Raw genomic sequence first — 18570 nt, forward strand, 5'->3', positions numbered from 1 at the left:
TTTATTTCTTGGTAACTTTAAATTCTGTTCTTCTGTTTTTTGCCCTTCCTTCCGGATTATCCTTCTTCTTTTTACCTTTTCCAATCTCATTTGGTGCAATTGGCATCGATTCACCGTATCCTTTTGATGTCAGGCGTGATTCGGAAATTCCTTTACTCACCAAATAATCAACGCATGATTTCGCTCTTTGATTCGACAAATCCAGGTTGTACTCATCGGTTCCAATATTATCAGTATGAGAACCCAATTCAATTTCCATTTCCGGATTATCTTCCATAATCGGGATTAAAAAATCCAATACTTTCTTACTGGGTTCTGTAAGCTCAGCGCTGTTAAATTCATAGTAAACGTTATCTAACGCAATTGGAATACCCAACTTGAACGGACTGATACAATAATCTTTGTAAATCATGGTATCGGCCTTCGCCAATTCCTCATAAGGATAATTTTTGGTGATGGAAAAATAGTTATCCTTTGCAAAAAGCAATTTAACTGGCCGTTTTGAATCTACGCTAAACAGGTATTTGCCATCAACACCGGTGATCACTTTTTTATTGCTTTCTGCATTTGAAAAAGTAACTGTTGCACCAGCCAATGGCAATTTTGTTTTGCAATCTGTGAGGATACCGCTTATGTTAAATGATTCTTTTTTAACTTCAAACACCTCTAAACAGCATGATGACTCGCGATCGGAACTGATATAACCCCTTGTGCCCTGTTCATTTGTTGCAGTAAAATACAAATCGTCTTTCGATGAGTTAAACGGATAGCCAAGATTTTTCGGTTCGCTCCAGGTAATTAAATCGCCTTCGGCTTCAAAAAAATCCATTCCGCCTAAACCTACTCTCCCATCGGTACTAAATAAAAGTTTTTTGGTTATTGTATTATAGTTTGGAGCCCGCTCATCATCTTCAGTATTTATAGTTGGCCCCAAATTCACTGCCTGCCCAAGCGTACCGTCTTCACGGATGGTACAATACCATAAATCAAATTTGCCATATCCGCCGCTTCTATCCGAAGAGAACAACAGGTACTTTCCATCGGCAGTTACAAATGGCTGGCTCGAATTAAAATCCTTGCTATTGATTTCTAAACCTACCTGTACCGGATCCGACCACTTATCATCCATCTTTGTAGCGGTGTAAATCGAATATCTTTCTCTTTCTCTCCAATAGGTAAAATAAACCCTCTTGCCATCTGGGCTAAAACTTGCCGCGGCAGTCTCTACGTTTCTTGGTAAATTCAGATCCATCATCCTTACTGAAATATCAGCTACACCAAGATCGGTTTTGGTGGTATATAAATTATTGATAAAGGGATTGGCTTTTGTAGAAATCTGCACTTCACCGGCATCTGTTTTCATAATATCTTTTTTGCCTGCAGTGGCTACCGGGCGAGAAGAGGTAAAGTAAAAATCGTTACCGACTTTAACAGGAGCATAATTAGAACCCAGTCCGTTTACGTTACTGGCTATTTTTCTAACCTGCACCATTCGTGGAAAACGCATTTCCTCTAAAGCAAACTTGCAGGAAGCAATTTCTTTCTGCGCCTCTTTAACCAATGGATCATTTGGGTTTTTTCTAATGAATACCTGAAAGGCATCAATAGCAGGCGTAAACTTTTTATTTGCCCTTAAGCATTCCGCGTAATAAAATTGTGCTTTTCTGTAACGGGTGTTGGTAAAAGTAATGGCCACCGCATAATACTTTTCTGCTTCAGAAAACTCCCGGTATAAACGGCTCGATTCTGCCAGATTGTAGATCGAACCTTCATAATCTTCAATCACCTTTTCATCTTTTGCCGATTTTCTTTCTGTACCATATGGAAGAAGTGCAAGGGTGCTATCACCAGTAATTTTTAAGGCTTTTTTATAAAATGTAGACGCCGCATAGTAATCTTTGTTTTCAAAATAAGTATCGGCAACTCTTTTATAATTTACCACGTACTGTGCATTTGCGTAACCAAAAGGTGCCAATAATAAAAACAGTAATATTTTTTTCATTTTGAATATCGATTATAAACGTGGACAGAAGAAGTTTGGACCAATGATGCCGTTTCTACCAATCAGTGAGATTGATAGTTCCAAACCACCATTACTGTTTGAAGCCCTGCTGAAAGATGAGGTATTTACATCGTAACTCAATCCAAAAACCATGTTACGTAACTGCAAACCAACAAATGCAATTGCCGCATCCTTTACACGGTAATTGCCGCCAAACAAAATATTTGAAGAAGGATTTACATTTAGCTGAGCGTAGGCGCCTAAAGAAATTTCATTGGTATTTCCCTGATACATTACCAAAGCATTCGGCACAATATCCAATAGTTCGGAGGCCCGGATTCTGGCGCCGCCATGTCCGGTAAAGCGCATCGGAATGCGGGAATCTGTTCCTGAAAAACGGTCAGTTGGCCTGGTGAGGTGAGCAACACTTGCACCTAAGAAAACATTTACACCTTTATTTGGGTTCCCGTCAAAATACATGATCCCGGCATTTACATCTGGAACAAGTGATGATTGCGACTGGAAAGTTTCTCCACTCATCATGCCTCCATCATAACCAGAAATGGGATTAAACTGGTTTCCGAAACGACCTTGAGAAAAATCGAAACTTCTGTTAATAATTCCGGCCTGCAAGCCAAAGCTAATCATCTGCAAGCCTTCAAAACCAAATCTTAACCGATAAGATCCCGATACCAGTGCCGTTAGATAATTAAAATCCAATTCACCTGCCCTTTGATTCAGTACAGTTGCACCAAAAGCGAAATTCTTTTTAGGTGCCATATCGAACGAAGCGCCTCCGGTAAGGAAAGAGTTGTTTAAAGCGCCCCATTGCTGTTTAAAATTTACGCTGGCCCTGTAATCGCCATCTACCACTCCTGTTAAGGCAGGGTTAAGCCAAAGCGGATAGGCATAATATTGCGAAAAGTGCGGATCTGTTTGCGCAAATGATTTAGCTGAGCAAATCATCAAGCCCACAATAACTGCATACACTTTTAAAATCGATAATATTTTCATGGAATTTGATTTTTTCTGTTTATAAATTAACCGGCTCATATCTATCTTAATAAGGTAACAGTACCTTTTCTCACCACAGTTGTTCCATCTGTAAGCTGCGCTTCTACCATGTACACATACACACCAATTGGCTGATTAACCCCTCTAAAAGTTCCATCCCATCCGTTTGCTACATTATCAGATTGGAATAATAACTGCCCCCATTGCGTGTAGATAGACATTTTAGCACTTGCGATGGTATTTCCATAAATTAAGAAAACATCATTTTTACCATCGTTATTTGGTGTGAATGCATTTGGAATGTATATCTGATTGCCCAGCGGATTGCTTGCCTTACCTGTTACTGGTGTTGAGTTTGCGCTGGTTTGGCAATCTAACTGACCTTTAGCTCTTACGATAATCGTAACCGCCTGATCTGGTTTTAAACCTACTGCGAGATAGGTTGTACCCACCGCAGCCTGCCACGTTAATCCATTATCTGTTGAAACTTCATAACTTGTAGCGCCATTTACTGCCGCCCAGGCAAAGGTTACACTATTTGGGGTTGTAGATTGAACAACTACTGATGGCGCTGTTAATACAGGAAGTACAGTTACAGTAACTCCGGTTCTGGTAGGGCTTGCGCAACCACCAACTGCAATACTTTCTACGTAGAAGATTGTTGTTGCACTGATGTTTGGTGTAGTAAATGTAACGCCTTCACCAATTGAAGTTCCGTTTGAGCTTGTAGTATACCATCTGTAAATTAATCCTGCTACCGGGTTATTGACAGTTAGTATGGTATTGCTGCCGGCGCAGATGATTCCGTTCGCCGGCGTTACTGAAGGCGGAGCCACTGGAACTGGTAAAGCAAGTACGTTAACCGGGGTTCTTGATGATGATAAACATGATCCGTTAGCTCCTTCAACATAATAAGTAATATTAGTAGTTATTGCTGGTGTGATAAAAGTGTTTCCTGTTCCCGCTATTGTACCACCAGTTGGTAAGGTGTACCAGTTGTAAACAATATTTGCCTGAGGACTTGAAACAGTTAACACAGCTGAACTTCCAATACATACACTTACGTTAGCAGCTGCAACACTCGGAACATTCGGTTTTTGATTTACGGTTACGGTAACCTTAACCCTGCCGCCATTATTATTACAACCTCCTGCACCTAGTGCCTGGACATAATAATCTGTGGTTGTATTGATTACAGGTGTAGTATATGTTGTTCCCGTAAATAATAAGCTGCCACCTGTTGCCGCAGTGTACCATTCGTAGGTTACACCTGCTTGGGCATTGGTGATGGTAAGCGTGGTAGGCTCGCCAGCACAAATGTTGGTTCCTGTTGTGGCCACAACCGGGCTATTTGGAATGGCACTTACTGTAATAGCTACCGCCAATGCGTTTGCTGCAGTATTTTCGCATTTATTATCTCCGCGAACAGTTACATAATAAGTGGTATTACTTGTTAAAGCAGGTGTTGTAAATGAGGCTCCGGTAAATACTACTGTTGAGAGCGCAGCATTGCTGTACCAGGTAAATACTGGATTGATTACGGTAGTGCTTGTAGCCGTTAGTGTTGTCGTGCCACTTGTACAAATCGTAGTTGAACCAGATACAGCAACATCAGTTGATACTGCTCTTGGATTAACGATAACCGTTACCGTTTTAGCACTGGCAGAGCTATTTTCGCATTTGTTAGCTCCTTTTACGGTTACATAATAGGTAGTGCTTGTGGTTAAATTCGGTGTGGTAAAGATCGGACCAACAAAGGCTACACTGGTTAACGAAGCATCGTTATACCAGGTGAACACCGGATTTGTCACCGTGGTTGAACTGGCATTAATTGTTGCTGTTCCCGAACCGCAAATGATTGCCGGACTAGAAACCGTGATATCTGCTGCCGTAGCAACTTCATTCACTGTCACCGTAACCACTTTAGCGGCTGATGCTGAACTTTCACACCTGTTGCTGCCTTTTACAGTTAAATAGTATCTGGTAGTTGCATTTAATGTTGGTGTGTTAAATGTTGCACCAACAAAAGCAACCGATGTTAAAGCAGCATCGTTGTACCAGGTGAAAACCGGATCGTTAACCGTTGTAGTGGTAGCTACTAACGCAGCCGATGACCCACCACAAATCGTAACATCACTAGCCATAACATCTGTTGCATTGGCTGACGGTGTGATCGTAATTACCACTGCTTTGCCATTACCAGCAGCATTCTCACATTTATTATCTCCTTTAACGGTTACGTAATAGGTAGTAGTTGTATTTAAAGCTGGTGTAGTAAATGTACTGCCAACAAAGGTGATGTTGGTTAAAGCAGCATCGCTATACCAGGTAAATATTGGATTAATTACATTCGGAGAAGTTGCGGTTAACGTAGCTGAAGCTCCGGCACAAGCAGTGGTTCCTCCATTCACTATGATATCAGTAGCTGTAGCCAACGGGTTAACGGTAACCACAACTGCTTTGGCATCAGCAGCTGAATTTTCACATCGGTTGCTTCCTTTAACCGTTACGTAGTAAGTTGTAGTTGCAGTTAAATTATTAACGGTAAAAATCGGACCAACAAATGCTACGCTGGTTAACGATGGATCATTATACCAGGTAAATACTGGTTGAGTAACAGTTAAGCTTGAGGCTACTAATAATGCTGAAGAGCCTGAGCAAACCTGGGTATTTGCTACGGTTAAATCTGCAGATGTTGCAAATTCATTAACCGTTACTGTAATTGCTTTTGCAGTATTCGGTTGATTTTCACATTTGTTATCTCCTTTAACCGTTACGTAGAATGTTGTACTTGTAGTCAACGCACCGGTATTAAATGATGTACCTGTATAAATTGGCGTTGTTGAAAGTGAAGCATCAGCATACCAGGTAAATACTGGATTGGTAATTGTAGTAGATGATGCTGACAATACTGTACTTGCTCCTTTGCAAATTGATGTGATTCCACTTAAAGCAATATCCGAATCAATTGCATAAGGATTAACAGTAATCGTTATTGGTTTAGCTGTTGCGGCTGTGTTTTCACATCTGTTACTTCCCTTAACTGTAACATAATAAGTTGTTGTTGCAGTTATAGTAGGCGAATAAGTATCTGTTGTATTTACAATGGTGGTTAAACCGGCATCACTGTACCATGTAAATACGGGATCAGTTACCCCATTAGCTTGTGCACGTAGTGAAACTGGTGCACCAGCGCAGATCGAGGTAGGACCCGTTAATGTAATATCAGTTGCTACTGCAATTGGGTTGAATAAGATGCTAACCTCTTTTGCATTCCCTGCCGTATTTGCACATTTTCCTGTTCCACTAACCGTTACGTAATAATTTGTGGCGGCGGTAAGGGACGGTGTAGTAAATGTTGCAGTGTTAGCGGCAACCAATTGCGTAAGTGCTGCATCGCTGTACCAGTTAAATACGGCATTTGCAATCGAACTCGATGCAGTTAAGGTGGTAGTTGCCTGCGAACACAATGAGGTGTTACCCGTTACAGTGATATCGCTTGCTAAAGCTGAATCGTTCACCGTAATAGAAATCATTGTTCTGGTAGAGCTTGAACAGCCGTTTGCATTAACCAATTCAACATAGTAGTTTGTAGTTCCAACGGGTAAGTTTGCCGGGGTTAAGAATTTATTGTTGTTGGTTACCAGCATATTTCCACCAGTAGGTTGATCGTACCAGTTATAGGTATTTCCAGCTACTGCAACAACACTTAACTCCACTGGGGTATTCAAACATGTTGTTAACGGATTGCCTGGATTTGCTGTCGGTGGTGTAGGTGGAGGAAGTACAATGACAGTTGCCCCAACCTTCACTGTTTCGCAGCCATTGGCATTGGCAGTAACGAAATATTCATAAGCATTTGGCGCTAAAGTTGGATCTGTTGTAAATGTTGGTCCGTCTTTTCCTGCTTGATATACGCCTCCCGCATACCACTTATAGGTAATTCCTGGTTGAGGATTTTGGACACTTAAAGTAGCAGCTGAACCCTGACACACACTTACCGTAGCTGTAGTTAAAGCAGGTGCAACAATTGTTCGTTGTGCATAATCAAAGTTAACTGATGTTAATGCGCCCAATAAGCCAGCATTTAATCTCAATTCCACCTCATCAAACTGACTGGTTGGAATAATGGTTAATATACCGGTATTGTTCCCTGCTAATAATTTTAAACTAATCAATGGGTTTGAAACTGTAGTCACATCACCATTGCTGTTTCCATTCAAATAAGTGGTAACAGAAACGTTTGGCAATAAGGCTAATGACAGCAACTGACCAGGAGTAGTTATTTTTAACCTTAATGTATCACCAACATTAGATGCAGATGGGAATTTTAACCTTTGATATACTGATGATCCTAATAATCCTACAGGTATTACCAGTGTAGAGCCTGTAGTAATATCTCCATCGATAGCATTATTCGGATTAATTACTCCAGCTCCAATCGAAATACCACCTGTTACGCCATTGGTTTGTGCAATTGCTGCTCCGCATGGTGTTGGTACAGGTGTTCCTGCCGGGATAACTGTTACATCAACACGGGCCCTGGTTGATGTACATCCACCTGGGATTATTGCTTCAACAAAGTAGCTTGTGGCACTTGATAATTGAGGCGTGATGTAATTACTTGTACTCGAATCAACTGTACTAAATACCGGAGTAGTTCCAGTTTCAGTAGTGTACCAATTAATGGTTACACCCGCTGTACTTGAAGTAGCTGTTAAGGAAGCTACTGATCCTTCGGTTATGGTAACCGAAGATGGCGTAATTACAGGAACCTGAATGTTACCAATAGTAACTGTTCCTGTTGTTCTGGCAGATGCAGAACCACAGCTGTTTACAGCTTCTACAGTGTAAGTACTGTTCGTTGTAATATTTGATACCGTGAAAGTTGGGCCATCAAAACCTGCCTGATAAACATTTGCACTATCATACCATCTGTAAGTTGTTCCAGCAATTGGATTTTTAACCTGGAATACAACTGAAGTATTGATACAGGTTTCTACATTCGGAACCAATAACTCTGGTTTTACAGGAGCTGGAGTAACGGTTACGTTCACCACCGTTCTATAACTCACACAACCTGATGCAGATACTGCAGCAACAAAGAATTTCGTATCCCCTGTTAAAACTGGTGTGGTAAAAATAATACCGTCTTTACCTGTTAAATAAGTTCCGTCCGCATCATACCATCTGTAAGTTAAGCTTGATGATGGATTACTAACCGTCAATTGAGTTGTTTGATTCTCACAAGCTATTACATTTGAAGAAACAACAGTTGGCGCAACCAAAATGCGTTGTGCATAATTAAAGTTTAGTGAACTTAAAGCCGTTGCAACGCCACCGTTTAATCTAACCTCTACCCCATCGAACGTTGTCGCTGGTACAAAAGTAATTAAGGCCTGAGTATCGCCGCTTAGGAGTTGAACATTTAACAAACCACTATTTAGCGTTCTAGCATCACCATTGCTGGTTGTTCCAAGGTATGTTGTGATTTGAGTATTTCCTAAAACACTTAATGATAGCAATCTTCCCGGAGAGGATACCAATACCCTAACAGTATCGCCTAGGCGGGATACTGACCCAAAACTTGCTCTTTGGAAAACTGATCCGCCTAAGGCGCCTACAGGTAAAATTAATGATGACCCTGTTTGGGTATCTTTATCAATCGCTAAACCTGGATTAAATACACCTGCCAGCACACCCAAACCGACAACGCCATTGGTTTGTGCGGTTGCTGCCTCACATGGAACAGGATTTGGCGAACCACCCGTATTTACGGTCACTGTAATTTGAGCCCTGCCTAACGAAGCACATCCATTTGCAGAAACAGCTTCCACATAATAAGTGGTTGTAGCAGTTAATGACGGCGTTACATAAGTTGGGCCTACATAAACTGGCGTAGTCGCCGTAGCCGAGTTATACCAGTTGAAGGTTACATTGGCTTCAGATGAACTAGCAGTTAAAATTGCAGTTTGCCCTGGGGCTACAGATGATGAACTTGTAGTTAATGTAGGTAAAACTGGAGCTGGGTTAACCGGCACCAATACCGTTGCTCGGCTAGCGCTTACACAATTGCCTTGAGCTGCTTCTACATAATAGGTTGTACTAGCCGTAAGCGCTGGCGTAGTTACCGTTGCACCCGTTAAAACCGGAGTTCCGCCAGTTTGCGCAGTAAACCAATTGTAGGTTACTCCGGCAATTGGATTGGTAACAGCTAATGTAGCCGGACTTCCTGCGCAACTAGCAGTAACGGTTGCAACCGCGGGAGTTGCTAATGCTGGTGTAACGGTTACGGTAACTGGAATCCTTAACGGATTGGCACAGGTTGCTCTCGATACTTGAATATAATAAACAGTAGTAGCTGTTAAGGCCGGAGTAGTGAATGATGCACCGGTAGCCAATTGAGTACCAGCGGCGTCATACCAGGCAATAGCAGTACCACCATTGGCAGTTGCTGTTAACGTCGCGGTGGCACCTGAACAAACTGTTTGTGAACCCGCAGTGATAGTTGGTGCCGGGTAAGTAATGGTTGCCCCGTAAACATCCAAGCTGGTTACCGCAGAAACCAAACCGCCGAAACGTATCTCTACCCGATCAAATGGCGCTCCACCTAAAAGACTTGCTGCAAAACGGTTTCCACTTAAAAGTTGAAGGTTAACCAATGATGAACCCAGTTGCACCGTTCTAACAACCGTTGTTCCGTTTAAAATTGTTACTGTGGTGTTATTTAATACCTGTAAATCCAATAAACCGCCTGGTAAGGCTAAGTCTAAACGAACGCTATCGGTTGCGGTACCCGAAATTGGAAACCTTAATTGTTGAAATCCTGTTGATGCCACACCAACAGCTAACGTAATTCTGGTAAAATTATCTGGATTAGTGTCAGTTGAATTCCCTGCTCCTGTGATTCCACATAATACACAGATTCCGGTGATACCGCTTGTTTGCCTATTGGCCGCATTACAGGCTGTACCACTTCCGGTAGGAATAACGGTAACTGTTACCGGAACGCGGCTTGCACTGATACAACCGTTTGCATTTGTAGTTTCTACATAATAGGTTGTGGTTGCACTTAATGCTGGTGTAGTAAAAGATGTTCCAGATCCAACCTGTGTACCCCCGGTAGCTGCGTCAAACCAGGTAATGGCATTGCCTGCATCGGCCGTTGCCAATAGCGTAGTAGATTGATTTGGATTAATGACTTGATTGTTGGTGGTAACCGTTGCCAAAGTAGCTGGCGGATTTATAGAAACTGTTACCGCTGTTCTTGCACTTACTGCAGTTCCAGAAACGGCTTCTACATAAAAGACGGTTTCACTGGTTACAGCCGGAGTGATAAACGTGCCATTGTTGTTGGTGGCTAAAGGTGTTGTACCTGTAGCACCGAACCAATTGTAAGTAACACCGGAAATTAAATTGCTTACGGTTAAGGTTGCAGGTGAACCAGAACACACGGTCGCATTCGCCACTACGGGAGCATTAACGTTTACCGCAATACTATAACCAGTTGTGGCTACATTGCCACTGGCATCTCTCGCTGTTACTGAAATTGTATAATTGCCACCTAGTGTTGGTACACCTGTAATTTCTCTGGTGTTGGTATTGAAGCTTAATCCTGGAGGAAGATTAGTCGCTATATAAGTATAAGGACCAGTTCCACCGGTAACCGCAGGAAGGGTTTGGGTAGGGTAAGTAGTTCCCACTATTCCGTTTGGTAATGTTGCAGATGGAAGATTTAAAGCGCCAATCACTTTCAGCGAATAGTTACCTGTTGCTGATCTGCCCTCACTGTCAGATACATTTACGGTAACCACATAATTTCCGGCTTGAGTAGGTATGCCTGAGATTTCTCTGGTAGCATTATCAAAATTTAATCCTGGCGGAAGATTAATTGCGCTATAAGTGTATGGACCCACACCACCCGTTGCAGATGGAATGGTTTGCGCCGGATAATTTACTTTTTCAGTACCATCGGCTAAAGTAGCTGCTGGCAATGCCAGCGGATTGATAATGGTAATGGAATAGGTTGTAGTAGCTGTTTTATTTGTAAAGTCAGTTACGGTTACCGGAACAGGGAAAGTACCTGATTGTGTTGGTGTACCCGAAATCTCTCTTGTTGCTGGATTAAATGATAAACCCGTTGGCAGGCCAGTAGCTGAATAGGTGTATGGTGTGGTTCCGCCAGTTGCAGAAGGAATAGTTTGTGTTGGATAAACCAGACCGTTTGTTCCGTTTGCTAGCGTAGCAGGCGGCAACAATAAAGGATCGGTAACTTTTAAAGTATAGTTTGAAGTAATAGAATATCCATTGGCATCAGTAACAGTTATCGGGATTATATAATTTCCAGGCTGTGTAGGAGTGCCCGAAATTTCTCTGGTTGTTGGATTGAAACTTAATCCCGGAGGTACACCAGTAGCAGAATAGCTGATAGGACCAGTGCCACCTGTGGCTGCAGGAATGGTTTGAGTTGGATATAAAGTTCCGGTAACGCCATCTTGCAATGCGCCTGGAGCCAATGCCAATGCTGGAGTAACGGCTAAAGTAAAAATTGCAGTAGTTGAACAGTTTTTCGTATCGGTTGCGATAACTGAAAATGTTGGATCGCCGGTAGCAGTCGGCGTTCCGGTAATCAAACCCGTGTTTGATAAAGATAAACCTGCAGGCAAAGTACTACCCGAGGCTAAAGCATAGGTAAAACCAGGTGTACCACCTGTTGCAGCCGGTAATTGTTTGCTGTAAGGGAATGAAATACTGGCGTTGCTTAATGTTGTTCCATTGAATACGATAACAGGATTTACGGTGATGGTTACCGGAGTTCTCGTCGGGTTTGAACAAATAGTGCCGTTGATTAATTTATTAACCTGAATGTAATAGGTTGTTGTTGCTGAAAGCGCTGGTGTTGTAAAATCTCCACCATCAGGATTTAATACTGTTGCGCTTACCGGACTATCAAAATAGCTAACGGTTGTTCCGGTAACCGGTGTAACCGATAATTTAGCTGAACTACCCGCACAAATAGATTGTGCACCAGAAATAATAGTTGGGTTAGGATAAATTTGAATTGCGCCATAAATATCTAAGCTGTTTAATGCAGAAACTACGCCGCCGAAACTCACCTCGACGCGGTCGTAACTTCCGCCCGCAGCCAGTGTATATGCAAACCTGCCTCCACCCAATACAGTAAGTGATAATAATCCGCCACTAATCTGAACTGATTTCACCTGAGTGGTTCCGTTCAAAACCCTTACGGTGATATTGTTTAATACGTTCACATCCGCGAGGCCACCCGGTAATCCTAAATTTAAACGAATGCTATCCGTAGCTGCGCCAGGATTCTGGAAAATAAGTTGTTGCACTCCTGAGGCACCAACGCCTACACCTAATGTTAACCTTGTAAAATTGTTAGGATCAGCATCAGTAGAGTTACCAGCCCCGGCGATGCCACATAAAATACAAATTCCATTTATGGCTGTGCTTTGGCTTCCTGCGGCGTTACATGCAGTAGCACCTGATAGCGGAATAACTGTAACGGTAACTGGCACTCGGGATGCACTAACACAACCTGCTGCACTCGTGGTTTGAGCATAGTAAGTTTTTGTTGTTGTTAATTGTGGTGTTGTAAATGAAGCACTGTTACTTACCGGTGTGCCACCTGTTGCAGCCTCAAACCAGGCAATGCTGTTTCCCGCATCAAAAGTTGCAGTTAAGGTCGCGGTTTGACCAGCATTGATCGCAATATTGCTGGCAGCTACTGTTGGCAATGCTGCCGGTGGATTTACCGAAACCGTAACAGCCGTTTTTGCACTTACGGCAGTACCGGAAATGGCATCAACGTAAAACGTAGTTTGTGCGTTTACAGTTGGGGTGGTAAAATTCCCTGTGGTATTAGTTTGTATCGGGCTATCACCAGTTGGACCGTACAAGCGATAAGTAAGCGAAATATTTTGTGGATTATTGCTAACTGCCAGGGTTGCGCCAGAGCCTGTGCAAACAGTTGTTGATGCCACAACTGGTGCAGTAACATTTACATTGAGCGTATAGGTGGTGGTGGCATTATTGTTTGCTGCATCTGTTGCAGTAAGTGAAATTCCAAAAGTACCCCCAACTTCTGGTCTACCTGAAATCTCCCGGGTAACCGGATTAAATGTCATTCCCTGAGGAAGACCCGTAGCCACATAAGTATAAGGCTGTGTTCCGCCACTTACTGCTGGTAAAGTTCTGTTTGGATAAGTTGCTCCAACCGTTCCATCGGCTAAAGTAGTTGATGGCAAGTTAAGCGCACCGATCACTTTTAAAGGATATGAACGGCTGGCTGTTCTTCCTCCACCATCAGTTACCGTTACTAAGATGGAATAGTTACCGGCCTGAGCTGGTGTACCAGTAATCTCACGGGTGCTGGCATTAAAAGTTAATCCGGCAGGAACATTGGAAGCTATATAAGTATATGGGCCTGAACCTCCTGTTGCCGGAAGAATTGTTTGTGTAGGATAAGTTACTTTTTCATTTCCATCTGCGAGCGCTGTAGGTGGTAATGTCAATGGATCGAGTACGGTTATCGAATAAGTAGCAGCAATCGTTTTTCCATCAGCATCTGTTGCAGTAACCGAAACAGGATATGTACCTGCCAGTGTAGGCGTTCCTGCTATTGTTCTGGTACCAGGTGTAAAGGTTAATCCCGGAGGCAAGCCGGTAGCCGAGTAGCTATATGGCGTGGTGCCGCCCGTAGCCGAAGGGATAATTTGTGGTGTATAAATTTGTCCGGTCGTACCGTTTGCTAAAGCTGCAGCGGATAAAACCAAAGGATCAGTAACCTTTAGTGTATAATTTGAAGTAACCGTATTACCATTCGCATCGGTTACTGTTACCCGTACAATGTAATTGCCAGGTATTGTTGGTGTTCCTGTAATCTCTCTTGTGCTTGGATTAAATGTTAACCCTGCAGGAACATCTGTCGCAACATAGCTATATGGCCCGGTGCCTCCGGCCGCAACAGGAATTGTTTGCGTTGGATACAAAACATTTGTAATTCCATCAGGCAAAGCACCAGGTACCAGGGTTAAAGGGCCTGTTACGGTAAGTGTATAAGCTGCGGTAAGATTACATCCCCTGCTATCAGTAGCCACAATAGAAAAATTGTAATCACCTGGCACAGTTGGTCTACCAGCAATATCACCGGTTGACGATAGTGTAAGGCCAGCAGGCAATGAACTACCAGACGCCAGAGCATAGGTAAAACCTGGGGTTCCACCCGTTGCAGGCGCAATTTGCCGGTTATAATTGGTTCCGCTCGTTGCATTCGTTAGCGTAGCACCACTGAAATTGATTAAAGGATTTACAGTCACTAACGCTGGTACTCTGGCCGATTCCGTTGTACAGGTTAATCGTCTTGCCGCAACATAATACGTTTTGTTTGCTGTTAAACCAGGCGTTTGATAAACACCGTTAAATGCAACGGTAGCCAGTGGATTTCCACCCTCTGCCGCCTCATACCAAAGGAGTTCATTGGTATTTGCTGTTGTTGCCGTTAAACCTACAGGCACGTTATAACATGCCTGGAAAGTATTACCATTCGGACCGCTAAATGTTGGTCTTCCGGCAGAACGCGTAACACCATAAATATCTATGGCCTGCAATACATTTACTCCTACAAGCGAGTTTAGAGTAACTTTAACCCGATCATAAGCGCCTCCCGGAGAAAAAGGAATGGTAACAATAGATCCGTTGTTGAGTAAGCCAAGTAAATCAAGGCTCAATAAATTTGGATTTATATTTTGAGTAGCGACTACCTGAGTACCATTATAAGTAGTAACAATAATATTATTCAGTAAACCGAGGTTTAATAACGAGGGTGTTGTTTTAAATCTTAAATTAACATCATCAGTTGGATTAGATAAGCCAGAAAAATAAAAAACCTGGCTGGCGGTGCCACCAACTGCCAAAATACCTAAACTCAACTGAGAAAAATTACCAGGATCAGCATCAATGGCCCGTTCAGTATTAATGCCTCCTGAATTGCCCAGTTTTAAAGCATCTAGTGAAATGCCTGTGCCTTCATAACTGGTTGCAAAAGCTTGTGCACAAGGATCACTTCCCGAAAAATGAAGGGCAGAATATACTTTGGTATTATTAGATGTACCAAGTAATAACGCACTAGTAGCATCGCGAATAAATATGCGATCGTAAATTTGGCTCGGGGTGATGGCTACATAAAATTTGCCTGTAGCATCTTTTATCAAACGAATATTATTGCTCGAAAACTGCCCGGCACTCGAACCCTCCAACACTGTTTGCCCTGAAGCATTTCTTGCGCCAACGGTAAAACTGTGATTTCCTAAAGCCACATTGCCTACAACATTAGCCAGTAAACCGCCTAAGTTACCGCCCAATAATGCGTTCAATAAATCCGGGTCAGAATCTATTCTGATGTAAGCAGTTGTGTTTGCCGCTACATTGGATGGGAACTTTAACTCCAGTTCTCCTTCAAAGCGGCCACCACCTAATAATAGTCCTCCGTACGAATTTACCTGGGCAAAGCTCGTTTCATCAGCATTAGTGGCATTAGTGGGATTGGTTACGTTTGAACTTGCGCTAACACTATTTGCATAAATTGTATTTTGCGCATACGATTTGGAATTTAAGAACGTTAATAAAATGATGAGTGCAAATATTAGATAATTGCAGATTTTTCCGTTTAGGAAACGAGAGGTAAAATTTTTCATCATGTCAGGCGTAATTTGGACGATTTATAGTTGTCGCAGTTATTTACTAAGGAGATTTGGTAAACACTACAATGACAAATCTACATTTCGAATAGACTTCTATTTCATCCATTCCTATTCATTGTTTGGCCAGTACTTTCATTCATTTTATTCATACAGCTAATTGTTACTCATTTCATTTCCGGTATTGTGAAAATTTGATGACATTAGCGTAGTCATCCCATAAATTAATGAACGCTAACGAACTCCTTATTGAACTCAGGAAGTTTGTACTTATAAAATCAGGATTAAGAAACATTGATCCAGCCCATTGTAAGGTAATCTCTGAGTATGTATTCCAGGAAACAAAAAACTACGTTAGTGAAACCACTATAAAAAGGTTTTTTGGTTTTGCCAATACGCTGCACAAATTCTCTCTTTTTACATTAAACAGTCTCTCGCAATACATCGGCTATGCCGATTGGAATGCTTTCTGCAAGGAAAAAGAAAACCAAATTTTACCGTCACAAAGCATTTGGCAAACCATAAAGTTAACGGCTAAGTCGATTACAGAACTGGCACTGGTTACTAAAAAAAATAATTCTGGCGTTCCGTTTAATTTTACTGCCAACCGGAATTTTTACTATCCGGATTTCGATTATTTCTTAAAAAACAGTTACCAGTTTACTACGATAAGCGCACAACCCGGACAAGGGAAGTCTATACTAATTGCGCACATGGTAGAGCACTTTTTTTATTCTGAGCATGCTTTATATAAGAATGATATTGTTTTGCTCCTGAATGTGAATAGCATCAATAACATCATCCAAAACGGACTTTCGCTAAAAGATTGGTTTCTAAAAGAATTTAAGTTTGAGAGTCTGAGCGCTTTAGTGAGCTATTTTAAAAAGCATCCAGATAAAAAAGAAGGAAAAATTGTTATAGTTGTTGACGGAATTGATACATTTCTGGCCAGAACTGATTTTTTTAAAATCTTTGTTGATTTTCTATATAGTATTGAAGAAAATAGTTTTTTAAAACTGGTGTTTGGCCTTCGAACCAATAGCTGGGTAAATTTACAGCCTATTATAACTGGCTCGGCTTTTTTAACAAAGAACTGGTATAATGGATTATTTTATGACATCGATGTACTTAGCAACGTTCCACCACTAAATACCGAAGAAATATTAGGTATACTTAGTCGTCTTGAAGAAAAAGATGTAACCCAGGAAGATGTTCACCCCGCGTTATTGAAACAGTTAAAATCACCCTTCTGGCTACAGGTGTATTTTCAGCTAAAGAATGAAAATTTTTCTCTTGAATTAAATGATCCACTTTTATGTTATGAACAGATCAATTATTTTCTGGAGAAAAAAATCTTTCTGGCCAAAAAAAGTACTGAGAAGATATTTTTGCTTAAAAAAATCAGTGAAAACATCTCTAAAGGTAATAAAGGCCTTCGCGTAGCGAAAGAGACCATCTTAACCTATATCAATGACTATCCTGATGCGTATGAAGAACTTTTGTATGACGGCATCCTTATTCAGGAGAAACGCCTAAGCACAGCCATCCCAACAGAAGTTGTTCGCTTCCTGAACGATGACATTTACACTTATTTTCTGTTCATTCAAATCACTGAAAAATTTAATTATAAACCGAGTAAAGCATTTTTTGAATACATTCTCGAAAACTACACCCCTAGAACCTTAATTAGAAATTACATTCTGAACTGGTCCATCAGGTTTTGTATCAATAGAAATGAGATTTCAGAATTAAAAAACATTTTAAAACTGCCTTTTACAAATGAGGAGAAAAACGATTCATTTGATTTTATCTGTAGTGTATCAAAGTATGAAATAAGTAAGCCGAACTCCAATTTCAATAAACAAAGTATCAATATGGATTTTATTGATATTTTGGCTAACGGAAGAACGATGAGCCCTTTGTACAAAGAAACCGTGAAAGCGATTTCAGATAATGTGCTCAATGAAGATGTGCAAATTATGCTGCTGGTTATTGAGTGCAATATTGCATTGATTGATATCGACAAAACGCTTTTGGTAAATGCTATGCAATCGTTAAAAAGGCATTACAAAAGATTGAGTGAGTTATTTCCGATTAACCCTTACGACTTAATATTATACTTTCATAATAACCTGATTGGTAAACCAAATGAAAGCAAAACCCTTGAAGAGAAAATCATCAGCCTTTGCCATCAAATAGATAAAAGTGAGCCTTTAAAAAATAGTCAAATCACCACAACCGAAGTTTTAGCATACCGGATGGTGCTGCTTACTCTTTTTGCACAGAAAAATTATGCGGAGTGCCACCGTTTCATCATGGCGATTTTAAATAGGTATCCAAATATTTTTTATGTCAGATACTCGGTATTCTCCCCTTTCTTATTGCTTCAGCTCGGACAAACTTACTTGAAGCTTAATTATTACAAAAAAGCTAAACGGATTGTTGAGTTTGTAGAAAAGATAATTGAATGTGATTATACTTACTATACCAACTTTATTATTGTGAGCTTTAGTGTTTTCAAAGCAAATTTTTACAACTGCACACACAACTACGAACAGGCTGTTGCAGAAACAGAAACAGGACTAAAAATGGCAAGCCAGGATGATTTTAAAATTTATGAGATCGCCTTACAGTTACTGAAAATAGATTCATTAAAACATTGCGACCGACCGGAAGAGGTTTCAAATGCGATTAAAGAACTCTTTAATTTCTTATCGCTGCATAAAATCTCATTGCCTGAATATACCAACCTGAATAACTTTGAATTTGATCAAACTTTTAAGGTGCTAAAATCGTATAAAAAATAAAATGTCCTGCAGTGTGAAACAGCAG

At 41.2% G+C, this 18570-nt stretch carries 4 protein-coding genes; 1 reads left to right on the plus strand and 3 read right to left on the minus strand.

Annotation, left to right across the window (positions count from 1 at the left end; genetic code table 11):
• Position 1 precedes the first annotated feature (1 nt).
• From EA772_RS02990 to EA772_RS03000, 3 genes are read right to left on the minus strand one after another with little or no spacing between them, the layout of a single operon-like run.
• Entirely contained in the window at positions 2-2002 is a 2001-nt protein-coding gene (locus EA772_RS02990; RefSeq protein ID WP_124911123.1) for an OmpA family protein, read from the minus strand.
• A 12-nt stretch (positions 2003-2014) separates the two neighbouring features.
• Positions 2015-3016, minus strand: coding sequence for a PorP/SprF family type IX secretion system membrane protein (locus tag EA772_RS02995; protein WP_246834029.1), 1002 nt, complete (start codon positions 3014-3016; stop codon positions 2015-2017).
• 41 nt (positions 3017-3057) lie between these two features.
• A complete protein-coding gene (locus EA772_RS03000) occupies positions 3058-15738 on the minus strand; it encodes a putative Ig domain-containing protein (protein WP_124911124.1) in 12681 nt (4226 codons plus the stop codon).
• A gap of 227 nt (positions 15739-15965) precedes the next feature.
• Here EA772_RS03000 and EA772_RS03005 point away from each other — a divergent pair, with 227 nt between their 5' ends.
• The gene (locus tag EA772_RS03005; protein ID WP_124911125.1) at positions 15966-18545 is read left to right on the plus strand and encodes a hypothetical protein; all 2580 of its coding nucleotides are present in this window, start codon (positions 15966-15968) and stop codon (positions 18543-18545) included.
• Positions 18546-18570: the final 25 nt, after the last annotated feature.

It is taken from the genome of Pedobacter sp. G11, assembly GCF_003860265.1.
GTDB lineage: Bacteria > Bacteroidota > Bacteroidia > Sphingobacteriales > Sphingobacteriaceae > Pedobacter > Pedobacter agri.